This is a genomic window from Mesorhizobium sp. M0408 (assembly GCF_040321495.1).
Taxonomy (GTDB): domain Bacteria; phylum Pseudomonadota; class Alphaproteobacteria; order Rhizobiales; family Rhizobiaceae; genus Mesorhizobium.
Window position 1 is genome coordinate 1 of the sequence record NZ_JAMYRO010000057.1, and the last position, 16,554, is coordinate 16,554.

Genomic DNA, 16,554 nt, shown 5'->3' on the forward strand with positions numbered 1-16,554 from the left:
TCACCAACCAGGATTTCGCTTCCCGTGCAAAGCCCTCCAGCGGGGAGAAGGTGGCCGAGCGAAGCTCGGTCGGATGAGGGGTGTTGGAAGGATCGCTGCCCTGAAAGCGTAGGTGCCTAAAATCCCCTGATGTTTTCACGCCTCGTTTCTTCCAGCACCCCTCATCCGTCTCGGCGCTGCGCGCCGATCCACCTTCTCCCACAAGGGGAGAAGGAAGAGCGCCTACAAATCCGCCTTGAACGTCTGCTTCTGGATGCCCAGCCCTTCGATACCGAGCTCGACCACGTCGCCGGGCTTCAGGAAGACCGGCGGCTTCATGCCGAGGCCGACGCCGGGCGGCGTGCCGGTCGAGATGATGTCGCCCGGGTGCAGCGACATGAACTGGCTGAGATAGGAGACGAGATAAGCGACGCCGAAGACCATGGTCTTGGTCGAGCCGTTCTGCATGGTCTTGCCGTTGACCGTCAGCCACATCGGGATGTTCTGCGGGTCCTTGATCTCGTCCTTGGTCACCAGCCACGGGCCGATCGGCCCGAACGTGTCGCAGGACTTGCCCTTGGTCCACTGGCCCTGGCGCTCGGCCTGGAAGGCGCGCTCGGAGACGTCGTGCGCGACGCAATAGCCGGCGACATAATCCAGCGCCTCGGCCTCGGTGACATACTTTGCAGTCTTGCCGATCACCACGCCGAGCTCGACCTCCCAGTCGGTCTTCACCGAGCCGCGCGGGATCAGCACGTCGTCATTCGGCCCGACAATAGCCGAGCTTGCCTTCATGAAGATGATCGGCTCCGGCGGCACGGTGGCGCCGGTTTCGGCGGCATGGTCGGAATAGTTGAGGCCGATGCAGATGAATTTGCCGGTGCCGGCGACGCAGGCGCCGATGCGCGGCTTGCCGGAAACCGCGGGCAGCGTTTTCGGATCGAGCTTCGACAATGTCTCGAGCGATGCCGGATCGAGCGTCTTGCCGGCAATGTCGGTGACATGGGCGGAGAGGTCACGGATCGTTCCATCCGCATCGAGCAGGCCGGGGCGTTCGCTCCCCGCCTCGCCATAGCGCAGCAGTTTCATGCAGTTTTCTCCCAGTTGCGACCAGAGGCCGTTTGCAAACTCGCTCCGCTGCGGCGAATGGCGTGGGTTTCGAGAACCGGAGCGGAGCGTACTTAAAGTACGTGAGCACCGGAAGCGCAGAAAGCCGCGTCAGGCGCCCGGCGGAGTAGGGTTTTCAAATGGCCTCTTAGATCGACCAGCCACCGTCGATATTATAAGCCTGCCCCGACGTATAGGTGGCGCCGGCGAGATAGACGGCGAGGTCGGCGATTTCCTCGGGCGTGCCGAGGCGGCCCATCGGCTGGCGGGCGATGAAGGCGGCGCGAGCTGCTTCGTAGTCGCCCTGCGCATGCATGCGGTCCTGCAGCGACGGGCTTTCGACCGTGCCCGGACAGATCGCATTGCAGCGTATGCCCTTGCCGACATAGTCGGCGGCGACCGATTTGGTCAGGCCGATGACGGCTGCCTTGGTCAGCCCGTAAACGAAGCGGTTCGGCACGCCCTTGGTCGAACTGGCCAGCGACGCCATGTTGATGATCGAGCCGTCGCCGCGCTCCAGCATGCCGGGCAGCACGGCGCGGATGGTGCGGATCATCGAGCGGACATTGAGATCATAGGCAAAGTCGAGATCGCCGTCCTTCATCTCGAGGATCGAGCCGGAATGGACGAAGCCGGCGCAATTGAACAGCACGTCGACGGCGCCGATCTCGGCAAAAGCGGCGTTCACCGCCTCGTCATTCAGCACGTCGAGCTTGCGGGTCTTGATACCGGGCGTCTTGCCGAGGTCGGCGAGCACCACCTCGTTAATGTCGGTGGCATGGACGACGGCGCCGACCTTGGCGAACGCCAGCGCGCTCGCCCGGCCGATGCCTTGCGCCGCCGCCGTGACGACAACGATTTTGCCTGTCAGATCCGCCATGCTTTTCTCCTCGCCCGTCTGTGGTCGTTCGGCTTTTACCGGCGCAAGGCCGGGACGCAATGTGCCAGCCGGGCACTACCATCCCGCCTGTTTCGATATTCGCCTGCCAGCCAAATGTTTTTTCTCGGTAAAGAACATTTGTTGGCCCGTCAAGCCCGGACGTCTCTCCGGGGCACTCAGTCGCCGTAGGGCACCCAGACGTTCTTGACCTCGATCGCTCGGCGCAGCAAGGCATCGCCGGCTGCTTCGTTCGACGCCCAGTCGAGGCTGTGGCCGTTGCCGGTCCAGACGCGTTTGAGATTGCCGATGGACTCGGCCTCGGCCTTGGCGCAAGTCTCGGCATCGGCGAACACCCAGAGCCCGTCGACATCGTCATGCTTGGCCAATACGCCGGCAAGCTCGGCGCTACTGCCGGTGACGATATTGATGGCGCCTGCCGGAACGTCGGAATATTCGACGACCTGGTAGAGGTCGGTGGCAAGCAGCGGGTATTTTTCGGACGGCACGGCGACCACGGTGTTGCCCATGGCGAGCGCCGGCGCCACCAGCGAGATCAAGCCAAGCAAAGGTGCGTTGTCCGACGCGACAATACCGACGACCCCGACCGGTTCGTGCAGTGCCAGCGTGACGGCGCGGGCCGGCGGCTGGTGGACGCGACCCTCGAATTTGTCGGCCAAGCCGGCATAGAGGAACAGCCGCTCGATCGACAGTTCGACCTCTTCACGCGCCGCCTTGGCGGTCGCGCCGGTAAGTTGGGTGAGGCGCACAGCAAACTCGTCGGCGCGGCCCGAAAGGTTTTCGGCCAGGTAATAGAGCACCTGGCTGCGGTTGTAGGCGGTCGCCTCCGGCCAGGCCTTGCAGGCGCGCGCGGCCGCGACGGCGTCGCGGATATCCTTGCGGTTGCCGAGACCAACCTCGCCGGCAAGCTTGCCCTTGGCGGTGGCGACGGCGAAGGAATAATTGCCGTCCGGCCGGACCTGCTTGCCGCCGATGAACAGCTTTGCCGTGCGGTCGATGGCGTCGCCTTCGGCCTGCTCGACAGGTTGCGCCGAAGACGTCGCCGGTTTGATAACCGGGCCGAGCGGCAGTTTTGCCGAGAGATATTCGAACATGCCCTCGCGCCCGCCTTCGCGGCCAAAGCCGCTCTCGCGGTAACCGCCAAAGCCGCAGGAGGCGTCGAACATATTGGTGCCGTTGACCCAGACGACGCCGGCCTTCAATTGCGGCGCGACGTGCAGGGCAAGATTGATGTTCTCGCTCCACACCGAAGCGGCCAGGCCATAGCGCGTGTTGTTGGCGAGCTCGACCGCTTCCTCGGTGTTGCGAAAGGTCATGGTGGCAAGCACCGGCCCGAACACCTCTTCCTGTGCCAGAATGTTAGCCGGCGAAACACCTGTCGCCAGCGTTGGCAGATGGTAATAGCCCGAGGAGGGCAGCGCCGAGTCCGGCTGCCAGCAGATTGCGCCCTGCTTGGCGCCCTCGGCGATCAGGCCCTTGACGCGATCGAGCTGGGTCAAATCGACCAGCGGGCCGATATCGGTGTTCTTGTCGAGCGGGCTGCCGACGCGCAGCCGGCTCATCCGCGTCTTGACCTTGGCGATGAAGGCATCGGCGATGCCCTCCTGCACCAGAAGGCGCGAGCCGGCACAGCAGACTTGGCCCTGGTTGAACCAGATGCCGTCGACCAGCCCCTCGACGGCGCTGTCGAGATCGGCATCCTCAAAGACGACAAAGGCCGACTTGCCGCCAAGCTCCAGCGACAGTTTCTTGCCCGAACCGGCGGTGGCTTTGCGGATGATCTTGCCGACCTCGGACGAACCGGTGAAGGCGATCTTCTGGATGCCGGGATGATTGACGATTGCCCCACCCGCTTCCGGCCCGCCCTGGACGATGTTGACGACGCCCTTCGGCACGCCTGATCGTTCACAGATCTCGGCGAACAGGATCGCGGTGAGCGGCGTGAATTCGGCTGGCTTCAGCACCACGGTGCAGCCGGCGGCGAGCGCCGGCGCGATCTTCCAGGCCAGCATCAAGAGCGGGAAGTTCCACGGGATGATCTGGCCGACGACGCCGACCCCCTTATGGCCTGAAAAATCCCTGTCCAGCGCCTGCGCCCAGCCGGCATGATGGATGAAATGGCGGATGGCCAGCGGCACGTCGATGTCGCGGCTTTCGCGGATCGGCTTGCCATTGTCGATCGATTCCAGCACCGCGAACAGGCGTTGGTGACGCTGCATGGCGCGGCCGATGGCGTAGAGCACTTTGGCGCGTTGATAACCGGTGCTGGCGCTCCATTTCGGCAGCGCTTTTGTGGCGGCCGAAACCGCCGCGTCGATATCGGCGGCACCGGCATCCGACACCTTGGCCAGCAGCTTTCCCGAGGACGGATCGCTGGTGTCGAAGGTTTTGCCTCCGCTGGCTGCCTTCCAGTCGCCGCCGATAAACAGCGCTTTGCCGAAATCCCGCGCGGCAAGCCACGCATCGGCCTCGTTGCGCGCCTCCGGCGCCGGGCCGTATTCCATGGCATGATAGCGTTCGAGAATGTTCATGGCGCGCTCCGAATCACGCCATCGCGTGGCGATGATTGGCCGAGTAGTGGCCGGTCAGATGATGCTCGAGCTGGCGCTCGATGTCGGTCAAAAGGCTCGATGCTCCGAAGCGGAACAGCTCCGGCTCCAGCCACGGCCGGCCCAGTTCTTCTTTCATCAGCACCAGCCAGTCGAGCGAGGCTTTTGCCGTGGAAATGCCACCGGCCGGCTTGAAGCCGATGAGATAGCCGGTTTCCTCGAAATAGGCGCGGATGGCGCGCACCATGGCAAGGCCGACCGGCAGCGTCGCGTTGACGCTTTCCTTGCCGGTCGAGGTCTTGATGAAATCTGCACCCGCCATCATCGCCACCATCGAGGCGAGCATGACGTTGCGCAGCGTCGCGAGGTCGCCGGTGCCGAGGATCACCTTCAGATGGGCCTCGCCGCAAGCGGCGCGCATCGAGACAATCTCGTTATAGAGCTCCTGCCATTTCGCCCCGAATACCAGGCCGCGCGGGATGACGACGTCGATCTCGTCGGCGCCGTCCCTTACCGATGCTTCGATCTCCTGCAGACGTGTCGAAAGCGGTGCAAGGCCGTGCGGGAAAGCCGTGGAAACGGCGGCGACATGGACGCCGCTGCCGCGCAGCGCTTCGACGGCAGTGGCGACGAAGGGCTGATAGACGCAGACCGCCGCCGGGCGGATCTTTTCACCAGTAATGCCGAGCCCCTCGGCAATGTCGCGACGGAACGGGTTGACCGCCTTGGCACAAAGCCGGCGCACGCGCTCTTCCGTGTCGTTCGAGTTCAGCGTCGTCAGGTCCATGCAGGCGACGGCGCGCAGCAGCCAGGCGGCCTGGTTATCGGCCTTGATCGAGCGTCTTTTGGTCAGGCTGGCGACGCGGCGTTCCAGCGCCGAGCGGTTGACGCCGCGCATCGATTCCATGAAGCCGAGATCGAGCCTCATGCCGGGATTGCGAGCAATGCCATGGGCTTGCGGGATTGGTGCATTGGCGGCGGCGCGTGCCGGCAGCGGCGTGACCTTCGATATGCCGACGTCGGTTTCGCGGATTGTGCTGCTCATCTCCTGCCCCTTGTTCAGCGACTTATGCCGAAGATAGACCGTGAAGCAGCGCTTCACGAGTCCTTCAAGCGGTCATAGCGGAAAAAGACAGTCAAGGCAGCCGATTTTTGACCGCATGATCAAAATCAGGGTCTCGAATCAGTGGACGCTGAACTGCGCGTCTCAGCCGACGAAGGCGCGCTCGACGACGAAGCTTGCCGGATGATGCAGCGAGCCTTCCTGGAAGCCGTGGCTTTCGGCCAGTTCCTTGACGTCCTTCAGCATATGCATCGAGCCGCAGATCATGATGCGGTCGGTTTCGGGATTGAGCCTGTCGATGCCGAGATCGGTGTAGAATTTGCCCGAGCCGATCAGCGCGGTGATGCGGCCCATGCGCTCGGAGGTCTCGCGCGTCGTCGAATTATACAGCGTGACGCGGCCGCCGGTCAGTTCGCCGATCAGCGGATCGTTCTCCAGTGCGGCCACCAGTTCCTGGCCGTAGGTGAGCTCGGCATTGTCGCGGCAGGTATGGGTCAGGATAACCTGCTCGAACTTCTCATAGGTATCGGGATCGCGCAGCAGGCTGGCGAATGGAGCAATGCCGGTGCCGGTCGAGATCATGAACAGGCGCTTGGCCGGCGTCAGCGCGTCGACCACCAGCGTGCCGGTCGACTTCTGCCGTATGATGACGGTATCGCCGATCTCGATTTTCTGCAGCTCCGAGGTAAGCGGGCCGTCCGGCACTTTGATCGAGAAGAATTCGAGTTCGTCGTCCCAGGCAGGGCTGGCGATCGAATAGGCGCGGAACACCGGCTTCTCGGCATTGGGCAGGCCGATCATGACGAACTCGCCGGAACGGAAGCGCAGCGATTGCGGCCGGGTGATGCGGAACGAAAACAGCCGGTCGGTATAATGCTTCACCGAGACGACGGTTTCGGCATAGACATTGGCCGGTATCGGGAACTGCAACGGCCGGGCGCCGGCAGTGTTGAACGCGGATATGGTGTTCATCAAACCTAACCTTCCGGGCCAGCTCAGCGCCCGCGCCAAATCTTCACCTGCGCGCCCGAACCGGTCAGGTTCCAGCGTGCCGTTTGCACACTCCGAAGCGGTAAGCTCTTGTGTCCGGAATTTATTAGTATACAAACGATATTTGCGTCAAGACGCCGCCGTAAAACAGCTTTCCAAACTGAGGCATGTAAGCAGTTCGGGCATTTCGGGTTTCGACAATGGAACAGAATTTTTCGGCGCAAGCTCTGGATTCGACGGGCAGCGTCGTCGCCGGTATCGATGTCGGCGGCACCTTTACCGACCTGCTTCTGATCGACGGCCGTGACGGCGGCCGGGTGCATATCGCCAAGACCCCGACGACGGTCGACAACCAGGCTTTCGGCGTCGTTGCAGCTCTTGGTGCCACCGGCTTTCCCGTCGACGGCATCGACCTCATCGTGCACGGCACGACGACCACCACCAACGCGGTGCTGGAGCGCCGGCTGGCCAAAACCGGCATGATCACCACGCGCGGCTTTCGTGACGTCATCGAGCTTGGCCGGCGGACACGGCCGCAAGCCTATGGCATGACAGGCACGTTCGTGCCGATCATTCCGCGCAATCTGCGGCTCGAAGTGTCGGAGCGGGTCGAGGCCTCGGGCGCGGTGCGCATACCGCTCGACGAGGCCGAGATGCGGGCAGCGATTTCACAACTGATCGCGGCCGGCTGCGAATCCCTCGTCATCCATTTCCTGCATTCCTACGCCAACCCGAGGCATGAGCGGCGTGCCGCCGAGATCGCGGCCGAGCTTTGGCCGAACGGCTACATCACGACAGGCCATGCGCTGCTTTCGGAAGCGCGCGAATTCGAGCGCGGCGTCACCGCTTCGGTCAACGCCTCGGTGCAACCGATCCTCGAACGCTATGTCGAGCGGCTGCGCAAGGAGCTGGCGTCAAAAGGCTACGCCCGCGACTTCCTGATCATGAACGGCAATGGCGGCATGATCTCGGCCCGCTTTGTCACACGTGAGTCGGCCAAGACCGTCATGTCCGGCCCCGCTTCCGGCGTCATTGCTGCCGCCTATACGGGAAAACGCGCCGGCTTCGAAAACCTGGTCACCTATGACATGGGCGGCACCTCGACCGACGTGGCGCTGATCCGCAACGCCGAGCCGGCGGTGTCGAACGAGATCGAGATCGAGTATGCGATGCCGATCCACGTGCCGATGGTGGCGGTGCATACGGTCGGCGCCGGCGGCGGCTCGATCGCCCGCGTCGATGCGGCCGGTCTGATCCAGATCGGCCCGGAAAGCGCCGGCGCCAATCCCGGCCCGATCTGCTACGGACGCGGCGGCTTGGAGCCGACCATTACCGACGCTAATCTGGTGCTCGGCAGGCTGGCGCCGAAGAAGCTGCTCGCGGTGGAAAACCCGGTCACCGTCGAACGGGTCACCGGCATATTCGAGGACAGGATCGGCCGCGCCACAGGCTTGTCCGGCGTCGAGGCGGCGGGTGCGGTGCTGCGGCTCGGCAACGTGAAGATGGCCGGCGCCATCCGCATGGTGTCGGTGTCGCGCGGCCACGACCCGCGCGATTTCGCGCTGTTCGCCTTCGGCGGCGCCGGGCCGCTGCATGCGACGGCACTGGCGCGCGAGCTCGGCCTGCCCAAGGTGCTGGTGCCGGCGCGGCCGGGCATCACCAATGCGCTCGGCTGCGTCGTCGCCGATCTGCGCCATGATTTCGTTAATACGGTCAACCAGCCGGTGGCCCGTCTCGATGAAATCCAACTCCACGAGACATTGGAACGGCACCGAAACGAAGGCGAGGAGCTGATCGGCAAGGAAGCGGTGAAGCCGGAAATGATCCGGGTCACGCATTCCGCCGACATGCAGTTCGTCGGCCAGACGCATATCATCAACGTGCCGCTGCCGTCGTCTGCGGTGACACGCCAGGTACTGCAGCAACTGTTCGAGAGTGCCTATTTCGCCCGCTTCAAGGTCGAGCTACCCGAGATCCGCGCCAATCTGGTCAACCTCAACACGTCGGTCACCGGCGTGCGGCCGGCAATCGATCTGTCCCGGCTGATCGACCCGGCTGGGCGCGCCAAAACGCTCGAAGAGGCGCGGCGCGAGATCCGGCCTGTCTGGTATGGCGGGCGCTGGTACGACACGCCGGTCTACAACAGAGAGAAGTTGCCGCTCGACGCAACAATCGAAGGTCCGGCGATCCTCGAACAGATGGACGCGACGACTGTGCTGGAGCCCGGCGACCGGGCGCGATCGGATGCCGACGGCAACATCATCATCGATATCGGCGAGGCCTGAGATGGAAAAACTCGACGCCATCACCCTTTCGGTCATCCAGGCGGCCCTGCAGCAGGTCTGCGACGAAATGGACCTGACGTTTTCGCGCGCCGCCTTTTCGCCTGTCATCGCCGAGGCCAATGACCGTTCGGATGGCATCTATTCGGCAGTCGATGGTTCGCTGATCGCGCAAGGCAGCCAGGGCCTGCCGGTGTTCGTCGGCGTCATGCAGTATTCGACCAAAACGGTGATCGAGATGATCGCCGACGGACGCTGCCTGCCGCCCGAGCCGGGCGATATCTACATCGTCAACGATCCCTATCTCGGCGGCACCCATTTGATGGATGTGCGCTTCGCCATGCCGGTCTACCGCGACGGCAAAATATTCTGCTGGCTGTCGAACACCGGTCACTGGCCCGACATCGGTGGTTCGGTGCCGGGCGGCTTCTCCGCCTCGGCAACGGCGGTGGAGCAGGAAGGCTTGCGGCTGCCGCCGGTGAAATTGTTCAAGAAGGGCGTGCTCGACCCTGAGATCTACGCCATCATCTGCTCCAACATCCGTGTCGCCGACCAGCGCATTGGGGACATCCGGGCGCAAGCGGCGGCACTGCTGATCGGTCAGGACCGACTGAACGGAATCCTGGATCGTTACGGAGATGAAACGGTCGTCGATGCGATCGCCGAACTGCGCCGCCGCGCCGCTGAACAGATGCGCGTCAACATATCGGCCATTCCCGACGGAATCTATCGCTCGCAGGCCTTCGTCGATTCAGACGGGGTGGTAAACGAGCCGCTGATCATCGCGCTGGCAGTCGAGAAAAAAGGCGACACGCTCAGCTTCGACTTCTCGGGCTCATCAAAGCCCTGCGCCGGGCCGATGAACAGCGTGCTGGCGACGACCTTGTCCTCGGTCTATCTCGCCATGCGGCACATTTTCCCCGACGTGCCGATCAGCGCCGGCGCCTTCGAGCCGCTGATCGTCAAGCGGCCGGAAGGCACCTTCCTCGACGCCAAATATCCGCGCCCGGTATCGGGCTGCGCGGCCGAGGTTTCGCAGCGCATTGCCGAGGCGGTGTTCGCTGCGATGGTGCAGGCGCTGCCGGACAAGGTGACGGCGGCTCCGGCCGGCTCCAGCGGCAATTTCGCGCTCGGCGGCAACGATCCGGCCCGCGGCCGCGATTATGTCATGTACCAGATCTCCGGCGGCGGCTATGGCGGCAATGCCGGTCACGACGGCCTGACCAATGGCTGCTCGACCATCGGCATTTCCAAGTCGCCACCGGTCGAAATCATGGAGCAGGCCTTCCCGGTGCTCTACCGCCACTACGCCCTGCGCGAAGGCTCGGGCGGCGCCGGCAAGCATCGCGGCGGTTTTGGCCTCGCCTATGAGGTCGAGATCCTGCGCGGCGACGCCCGCGCCTCTTTCGTCATGGATCACGGCCGCTTCGGCCCGCAAGGCGCGCTCGGCGGCAAGGACGGCGCGGTCAACACGGTCACCGTGTTCCGCGACGGCAAGGAACATGTGCCGCCGCACCTCTCCAAGGAACAGGACATCGCGCTGAAGGCAGGCGACCGCGTGCGCGTTAGCACGCCGGGCGGCGGCGGCTACGGCGATCCGTTGCAGCGGGATCCGGAATTGGTCGCTCGGGACGTCAGGCTAGAGTACTATACCGCCGAGCAAGCCAGGGACCTGTTCGGGATCAAATGAATCCACAAGACAAATTCAAATGCCGTGTCTGCGGCCTCGATCAATCTCCCGATCTGCCATGGGGCGAGAACGGCAAAGAACCCAGCTCCATCATATGTTCGTGCTGTGGAGTGGAGTTCGGCTACGAAGACGACGGCCTCGGCAATTGTTTGTCAATTCGCCGGCATTGGGTGGAGGTTCGGCGATGCAAGTGGTTCGCGCCGGAGGATCGGCCGCTCGATTGGGACATGCCCGCTCAAATCAGAGGTATTCCGTTAGCCTATAAAGGCGCAGAGGATGAGCAACTGATCCAACGATATCTGCAGGCCGGAGAGCCGCCGCTACAAGGCTTGGCGGCGCTGAGCGCGGTGGAGAAGCCGGACCGGCAGTGAGGGTTTTACCGGGTGCTGGCATATCGCCCAGACCGCTGCGCACCGCTATGCCCTGTGGTCCAGCCTCGCGACCAGCCGGTCGCCGGCCCACTGGATGCCGCAGACCAGGACGATCAGGACGATGACCACGGCGATCATGACGGACGTCTCGAAGCGCTGGTAGCCGTAGCGGATGGCGAGGTCGCCGAGCCCGCCGGCGCCGATGGCGCCAGCCATGGCCGAGGCGCCGATAAGCGTCACCAGCGTCACCGTGAAGCCGGCGACGATGCCGGGCAACGCTTCCGGCACCAGCACCTCTCGAATGATCGTCCAGCGGTTGCCGCCCATGGCGCGTGCTGCCTCGATCAGCCCGTGGTCGACCTCGCGCAGTGACACTTCGGCGATCCGGGCATAGTAGGGCGTCGCCGCGATCGACAGCGGCACAATCGCTGCCCAGGTGCCGATTGAGGTGCCGACGATCAGCCGCGTCACCGGGATCAGCGCAACCAGCAGGATGATGAAAGGCACCGAGCGGAAGCCGTTGATGACCGCTCCGAGCGCGCGGTTCATCCACAGGTTTTCGGCGATACCGCCGCGGTCGGTGGCGACCAGCGCCAGGCCGAGCGGCAGCCCGAAAACCAGCGAGATGAGGCCGGAGGCGGCCGTCATCAGGATCGTTTCCCAGATCGAACGGGCGAGAAGCTCAAACAGAACCGGCGACATGGCCAAGCACCTCCACCCGCGCTTGGCGGGCTTTCAAGAACGCGATCACCTCTGCCAGGTGAGCTTCATTGCTGCCGGCGACCGCCACGAACAGTGTACCGACAGGCTGCTGCTGGACGTGATCGATGCCGCCATGCACGAGGCGGAACGAGCCGGGAACTGCCGAGGCAAGATCGGACAAAAGCGGGCTTCGGGCGGCCTCACCCGCCACGTCGATCCTGAGGATCGCCTCCACGCCGGCGTTCTGCGTTAGCCGGCTTGCGATCTCCGCCGGCAATTGCGGCCGGATGCCGCCGAGCAGGCTTTGTGTGATCGCCGACTTCGGATCGGCAAACACCGACCACACCGGCCCTTGCTCGACGATCCGCCCAGCGTCGATCACCGCGACACGATCGGCGATCGAACGGATCACCTCCATCTCATGGGTGATGAGCAGGATGGTCAGGTCGAGCTGCCGGTTGATATCTCTGAGCAAGGCGAGGATGGAGCGCGTCGTCTCCGGGTCCAATGCCGAGGTCGCTTCGTCGGACAGCAGCAGCGCCGGGCGCGCCGCAAGCGCCCGGGCAATGCCGACGCGCTGCTTCTGCCCGCCCGACAGCGACGCCGGATAGGCTTTCGCCTTCTCCGACAGGCCGACGAGATCGAGCAGCTCGGCAGCGCGCGCCAGGCGTTCGGCCCTTGGCCGGCCTTCGATCTTGAGCGGCAGCGCTACATTGTCTTCGACCGTCTTGGCAGACAGCAGGTTGAAATGCTGGAAGATCATGCCGATACGCCGGCGCAGCGGTTGCAATTCGCGCTCGCCGAGCCGGCTGATGTCGCGGCCTTCGATGAAGACCTGTCCTGTATCCGGCCGCTCCAGGCCGTTCAGGCAGCGTATCAGCGTCGACTTGCCGGCGCCGCTCCGGCCGATGATGCCGAGGATCTCGCCCTGGCGCACGCTGAGCGATACGCCGTCCAGCGCCGCTGTCGCGCCGAAGCAGCGCTTCAGCTCGATGAGGCGCACGACATCGTTCGGTCCCGCGGAGCGGCCGCCGACGGGATGCATGACTTCGGTGACCGAGGCGAAATGCTGGTTCATGAAAGTTCCTGTATTCGTGCCCGCAAAACGCGATCGCGGTCCGCGTTGGAGCGCGGACCGCTTTATCATGCCGGGCTTCAGCGCCAAGTCGAGCTCGGTATCAATAGGCGCTGATGCCGGTTCCCTTGTAGACTCGGTCGAATTCGGCCTTCACCTTTTCGTTCTGGTAGGAGGCGACCAATGTCTTTACCCAGGGCTGGTTTTCATTGCCGGCCTTGACCGCGATGAAGTTGCGGTAGGGATTGTCGGCCACCGCCTCCTGGGCGATGCGGTTCTCCGGTGTGAGGCCGCTTTTAAGCGCCCAATCCGTGTTGACCACGGCCCCGTCGAGGTCTTCCACCGAGCGCCCGACAATCCCGGCGTCAAGCTCCTTGACGACCAATTTCTTCGGGTTTTCGGCAATGTCGGTCGTCGTAGCCAGAATGCCGGTGCCTTCCCTGAGCTTGATCAGACCTTCGCTCTGCAGAACGCGCAGTGCGCGGCCCTCGTTGGACGGGTCGTTCGGCACGCCAATGACGGCGCCTTCGGGCAGGTCGGCAATCTTCGTGTACTTCTTGGAATAGAGGCCGATCGGCCAGACCCCGGTATAGCCGACCGGGACGATGTGATAGCCCTGCGTCTTGATCTGGTTGTCGAGATAGGGCTTGTGCTGGAAGGCGTTGGCGTCGATTTCGCCACGCTCGAGTGCTTCATTCGGCTGGGTGTAGTCGTTGAACACCACGGTCTCGATCGTCAGCCCCCTCTCCGCCGCCTGGGCGGTGACGACGCGCCACACATCCTCGTCCTCGCCGCTCATGATGCCGACCTTGACCGCCGTCTTGTCTTCGGCGAACGACGGCGCAGCAAGGCCGACAATCCCAACCGCCGACGCGAAAAGTACAGCCAGACCGGCGCGCCGGTTTATACTTGCGGAGAGAAATGAGAGCAAAGTGTTGGTATTCCCAGACATGATCTATCCCGTCGGTTCTGAAGTCGTTGCGGCCAGGCGGAGTGCCAAGCCTTGCTGGCATCATCGGGAATGCTGACCGTCGGATCAAAGCACCGTATTTCCCGCGAAATGCGAAGCCAGGAATATTCTCTCAAAGTTTCGGGCCTGGCGAGCACAGGGCGTGCTGGGATCATGCGTTCTAAGCCAATGCTGGTTCAGAAATTGTCCGGACGTCGTCTCCGATATGAGGCCCGCCGTGCTTCGAAGCGGCGGGCCTTTCTGCGTCCGAATGCCCAACACGGGCAGCAGTGTGGGATGTCGACAATGCTGGACGCGCCGCATGTCCCTTCAAAGCGACGCGCTTGCTCACTCGATGACCTTTACAATCCTGCGCGTGCCAGGATCGACCAGGACGGTCCGATTGTCGACGACGACATAGCGGTATTTGACGTCGGGAACCTCATGAAGCTCGACGGTATCGGGCAGGGTCGAGCCGACATTGAGCTCCACGCCGGGAAGCTGCACGGACGCCAGAGGCTGCTTTTTCACATACTCGCGTACGATCGTCTCCTGCTGCGGTTCGATGACCACGTCCTGAGCGGCAGCGGCGCCAATACCCGCAAGCAGCAAGAACCCAGCCGCGGCTGCCGAAAGATGCATTCTCATGATCGTCTCCTTTCGTCGTGAGCCACCTCTGCGCTGCGCCGCGTCATGCTGTTCGCAGCGGGGTCGCTATAGGCCGGTAACGTCATCAGGTGGAGCTTGTTCCGCCACTCGGATCGCTTGCCGTTTCGCTCCATTAGTTTGGAACAAAGTTTTTTAGCCGCGGTTTTACGCGGTGAAGGGACGCGTTTTCCAAGGAGATCTCTCATGAAAGGCGTTCTGATCACCAGCATGCTAGCAATCAGCGTCAGCTGCGGGGCTGCACTTGCCCAGACGCAGCAGTCGACCGACGACCAGTCCGGCGCCAATTGTGCAGCCGGCACTGCCAATTGCCAGAACGGCGCCAAAATGGGCGAGCAGGCTCAGGGCAAGGCCAGCGCTGCAACTGATCAACAGGCGCAAGGCAACAAGAAGCTGAAGACCGATGAGCAAGCCCAGGGCAAGGCCGGCGCAACGACTGACCAGCAAGCCCAGGGCAAACCGAAACTGAAGACCAACGAGCAGGCTCAGGGCAAGGCCGGAACCACCACCACCGAGCAGGCCCAAGGCAACACGAAAATGAAGACCGAGGAGCAGGCTCAGGGCAAGACTGGGACCACGACCACCGAGCAGACTCAGGGCAATGCCTCGACGCAGACGCAAGACCAGAGTTCGACCGCTTCCATCAACAATGTGACCGTTGAACAGAAGACGGAGATCACGCAGGTCATCAAGGAGACGAACGTCCAACCGGTTTCCAGCGTCGATTTCGACATCTCTGTCGGTGTCGAGGTTCCGCGAAAGAAGGTCCGGCTGCATCGCCTGCCGGCGCGCATCGTCAAGATCATTCCGGCTTACGAAGGCTATGAGTATTTCGTGCTCGCCGACGGCCGGATCGTCATCGTCGACCCGAATACCTACGAGATCGTGATTATCCTGACCTAGTCGTGGCCAGACGGTCTACCGTGGGTTGATGCACCAAAAAAGCCCGCCGCGCAGCTCGGGCGGCGGGCTTTTCCGTACCCGGCTCCAGCGTCTGCAAATCGCAAATCAAGGTCCGTCCTCGGGGCGAGGAGTGAGCACGGTGTGATCGATGGTGTCGGGCAGGCAGGGACTGGGCACGCAGCTTGTTCGGACTGACGCGGTGGTCATGGCATCGATATCCGTAACCAGCACCATTCTCGCGTAGTGCCGCGGCCACAGCGGCTCTCCAAACAGGACGAAGACGCCGCCAATCATCAAGGCCAGCAACATGAGTGCCGTAACATTTGCAAATATCTCGCCGTAGCGCATGAAGGCAGCCTGTCCCGTTCGGAAAGCGATTTCAGCCTGTGACAGCGGCGACCAGGACGGCGCCGAAAGCCGGCGCTACTATCCTTGAGGCCCCGCGAATGCCGCCTTCCATTGGATCCTCCCCGAACAAGCCGGATAAATAACGGCACTCTCGGTGCTTTGTTCCCGGCCGTGTGGCCGGACGACAGCCGCGTCACACAGGCCGTGTGTGGGGCGGCCTTTCGTTTGCAAAAGGCACTCTTCGCTCTCATTGATGCGCGGCAGCGAGGTTCTTGACATGACGTTCGTGCATTTGCAGCACCGGCAGCGTCTTCTTGGCAAACTCCTTCATCGCCGGATCGTCGCCGGAATTCGCGTAAGCGGAAAACAGCGCCACCGCTTCCTTATGCGCCTGGGTCTGCATGTCGATATATTTCGATTGGAAGCTGTCCCCGCTGGCCTCCTTGAGTTGGTCGAGCAGCGCCTGGTGCTTGGTGTCCAGCGACGGGCCGGCTGGCGCGGTGGCCGAAGTCGTCTGACCCTTGCTGAGCGCCGCCTTGAAGTCCTCGCCGGCCTTGGTGTGGTCCGTGACCATTTGCGCCGCGAATGCCTTCACGTCGTCGGCAGTCGCCTGCGTCTGCGCAAGTCGGCTCGATTCGATTTCGAATGTATTGGCGATGGGCACGGTCTTGACGAACGTCGCGGTGTCAACCTTGCTCATGGTGTCGGTCGTTAGAGGCGTCAGCGTCGCCGATTGGGCAAAAGCAGCCAAAGGTGCGCCAGCCATCATCGCTGCCGCAGTGATGGATAGAAGGGTTTTCATGGGGGTTCTCCGAGGCTGATGTCATCCCTCCGATGGCTCAACGCGCAAGCTGCGGCGAGGTTGCCTGGTCGTGGGGGGGGCCGCCCCCCCCCCCCCCCCCCCCCCCCACGGCGGGATGGTCGAGCATGGCCGCGCGCACGGCCGCATGGCGATGCAGATCGACATAGTTCTGCATCGCCA

General features: G+C 63.2%; 15 protein-coding genes. 4 read left to right on the forward strand and 11 right to left on the reverse strand.

What is annotated here, in order from left to right; translation table 11 throughout:
* Positions 1 to 222: 222 nt before the first annotated feature.
* The 5 genes from NKI67_RS32895 to NKI67_RS32915 form a co-directional block, all read right to left on the reverse strand.
* Positions 223 to 1,068 carry a fumarylacetoacetate hydrolase family protein gene (locus tag NKI67_RS32895; protein ID WP_023677125.1) on the reverse strand — a complete coding sequence of 282 codons (846 nt, stop codon included), beginning with the start codon at positions 1,066 to 1,068 and terminating at the stop codon, positions 223 to 225.
* Between the two features lie 166 nt (positions 1,069 to 1,234).
* The gene (locus NKI67_RS32900) at positions 1,235 to 1,966 is read right to left on the reverse strand and encodes an SDR family oxidoreductase (protein ID WP_023677124.1); all 732 of its coding nucleotides are present in this window, start codon (positions 1,964 to 1,966) and stop codon (positions 1,235 to 1,237) included.
* A gap of 176 nt (positions 1,967 to 2,142) precedes the next feature.
* Positions 2,143 to 4,515, reverse strand: coding sequence for an aldehyde dehydrogenase family protein (locus NKI67_RS32905; RefSeq protein ID WP_023677123.1), 2,373 nt, complete (start codon positions 4,513 to 4,515; stop codon positions 2,143 to 2,145).
* 13 nt (positions 4,516 to 4,528) lie between these two features.
* The gene (gene deoC / locus NKI67_RS32910) at positions 4,529 to 5,578 is read right to left on the reverse strand and encodes a deoxyribose-phosphate aldolase (protein ID WP_031211867.1); all 1,050 of its coding nucleotides are present in this window, start codon (positions 5,576 to 5,578) and stop codon (positions 4,529 to 4,531) included.
* A 162-nt stretch (positions 5,579 to 5,740) separates the two neighbouring features.
* Complete coding sequence (locus tag NKI67_RS32915) at positions 5,741 to 6,568, reverse strand: ferredoxin--NADP reductase (RefSeq protein ID WP_023677121.1); 828 nt, start codon at positions 6,566 to 6,568, stop codon at positions 5,741 to 5,743.
* Between the two features lie 218 nt (positions 6,569 to 6,786).
* Here NKI67_RS32915 and NKI67_RS32920 point away from each other — a divergent pair, with 218 nt between their 5' ends.
* From NKI67_RS32920 to NKI67_RS32930, 3 genes are read left to right on the forward strand one after another with little or no spacing between them, the layout of a single operon-like run.
* On the forward strand, positions 6,787 to 8,871 hold the full coding sequence (locus NKI67_RS32920; RefSeq protein ID WP_023677120.1) for a hydantoinase/oxoprolinase family protein: 2,085 nt from the start codon (positions 6,787 to 6,789) through the stop codon (positions 8,869 to 8,871).
* A gap of 1 nt (position 8,872) precedes the next feature.
* A complete protein-coding gene (locus NKI67_RS32925) occupies positions 8,873 to 10,558 on the forward strand; it encodes a hydantoinase B/oxoprolinase family protein (RefSeq protein WP_023677119.1) in 1,686 nt (561 codons plus the stop codon).
* On the forward strand, positions 10,555 to 10,929 hold the full coding sequence (locus NKI67_RS32930) for a hypothetical protein (protein WP_023677118.1): 375 nt from the start codon (positions 10,555 to 10,557) through the stop codon (positions 10,927 to 10,929). The genes NKI67_RS32925 and NKI67_RS32930 overlap by 4 nt, the downstream gene beginning before the upstream one ends.
* A gap of 45 nt (positions 10,930 to 10,974) precedes the next feature.
* Here the strand turns inward: NKI67_RS32930 and NKI67_RS32935 are convergent, their stop codons facing one another.
* The 4 genes from NKI67_RS32935 to NKI67_RS32950 form a co-directional block, all read right to left on the reverse strand.
* Positions 10,975 to 11,631 carry a methionine ABC transporter permease gene (locus NKI67_RS32935; protein WP_023677117.1) on the reverse strand — a complete coding sequence of 219 codons (657 nt, stop codon included), beginning with the start codon at positions 11,629 to 11,631 and terminating at the stop codon, positions 10,975 to 10,977.
* The gene (locus NKI67_RS32940; RefSeq protein ID WP_156937352.1) at positions 11,612 to 12,676 is read right to left on the reverse strand and encodes a methionine ABC transporter ATP-binding protein; all 1,065 of its coding nucleotides are present in this window, start codon (positions 12,674 to 12,676) and stop codon (positions 11,612 to 11,614) included. Before NKI67_RS32940 ends, NKI67_RS32935 begins: the two co-directional genes overlap by 20 nt.
* A 133-nt stretch (positions 12,677 to 12,809) precedes the next feature.
* Complete coding sequence (locus tag NKI67_RS32945; RefSeq protein ID WP_023677115.1) at positions 12,810 to 13,658, reverse strand: MetQ/NlpA family lipoprotein; 849 nt, start codon at positions 13,656 to 13,658, stop codon at positions 12,810 to 12,812.
* A 345-nt stretch (positions 13,659 to 14,003) separates the two neighbouring features.
* Positions 14,004 to 14,303, reverse strand: a complete 300-nt coding sequence (locus NKI67_RS32950; RefSeq protein ID WP_023677114.1) for a DUF1236 domain-containing protein — start codon at positions 14,301 to 14,303, stop codon at positions 14,004 to 14,006.
* Between the two features lie 204 nt (positions 14,304 to 14,507).
* Between NKI67_RS32950 and NKI67_RS32955 the strand changes: the two genes are divergently transcribed.
* Entirely contained in the window at positions 14,508 to 15,224 is a 717-nt protein-coding gene (locus NKI67_RS32955) for a DUF1236 domain-containing protein (RefSeq protein ID WP_023677113.1), read from the forward strand.
* 105 nt (positions 15,225 to 15,329) lie between these two features.
* Here NKI67_RS32955 and NKI67_RS32960 read toward each other — a convergent pair whose 3' ends face one another.
* Together NKI67_RS32960 and NKI67_RS32965 are read right to left on the reverse strand one after the other, a co-directional pair.
* Positions 15,330 to 15,572, reverse strand: coding sequence for a hypothetical protein (locus NKI67_RS32960; protein WP_023677112.1), 243 nt, complete (start codon positions 15,570 to 15,572; stop codon positions 15,330 to 15,332).
* 247 nt (positions 15,573 to 15,819) lie between these two features.
* Positions 15,820 to 16,374, reverse strand: a complete 555-nt coding sequence (locus NKI67_RS32965; RefSeq protein WP_023677111.1) for a DUF4142 domain-containing protein — start codon at positions 16,372 to 16,374, stop codon at positions 15,820 to 15,822.
* Between the last annotated feature and the right edge of the window lie 180 nt (positions 16,375 to 16,554).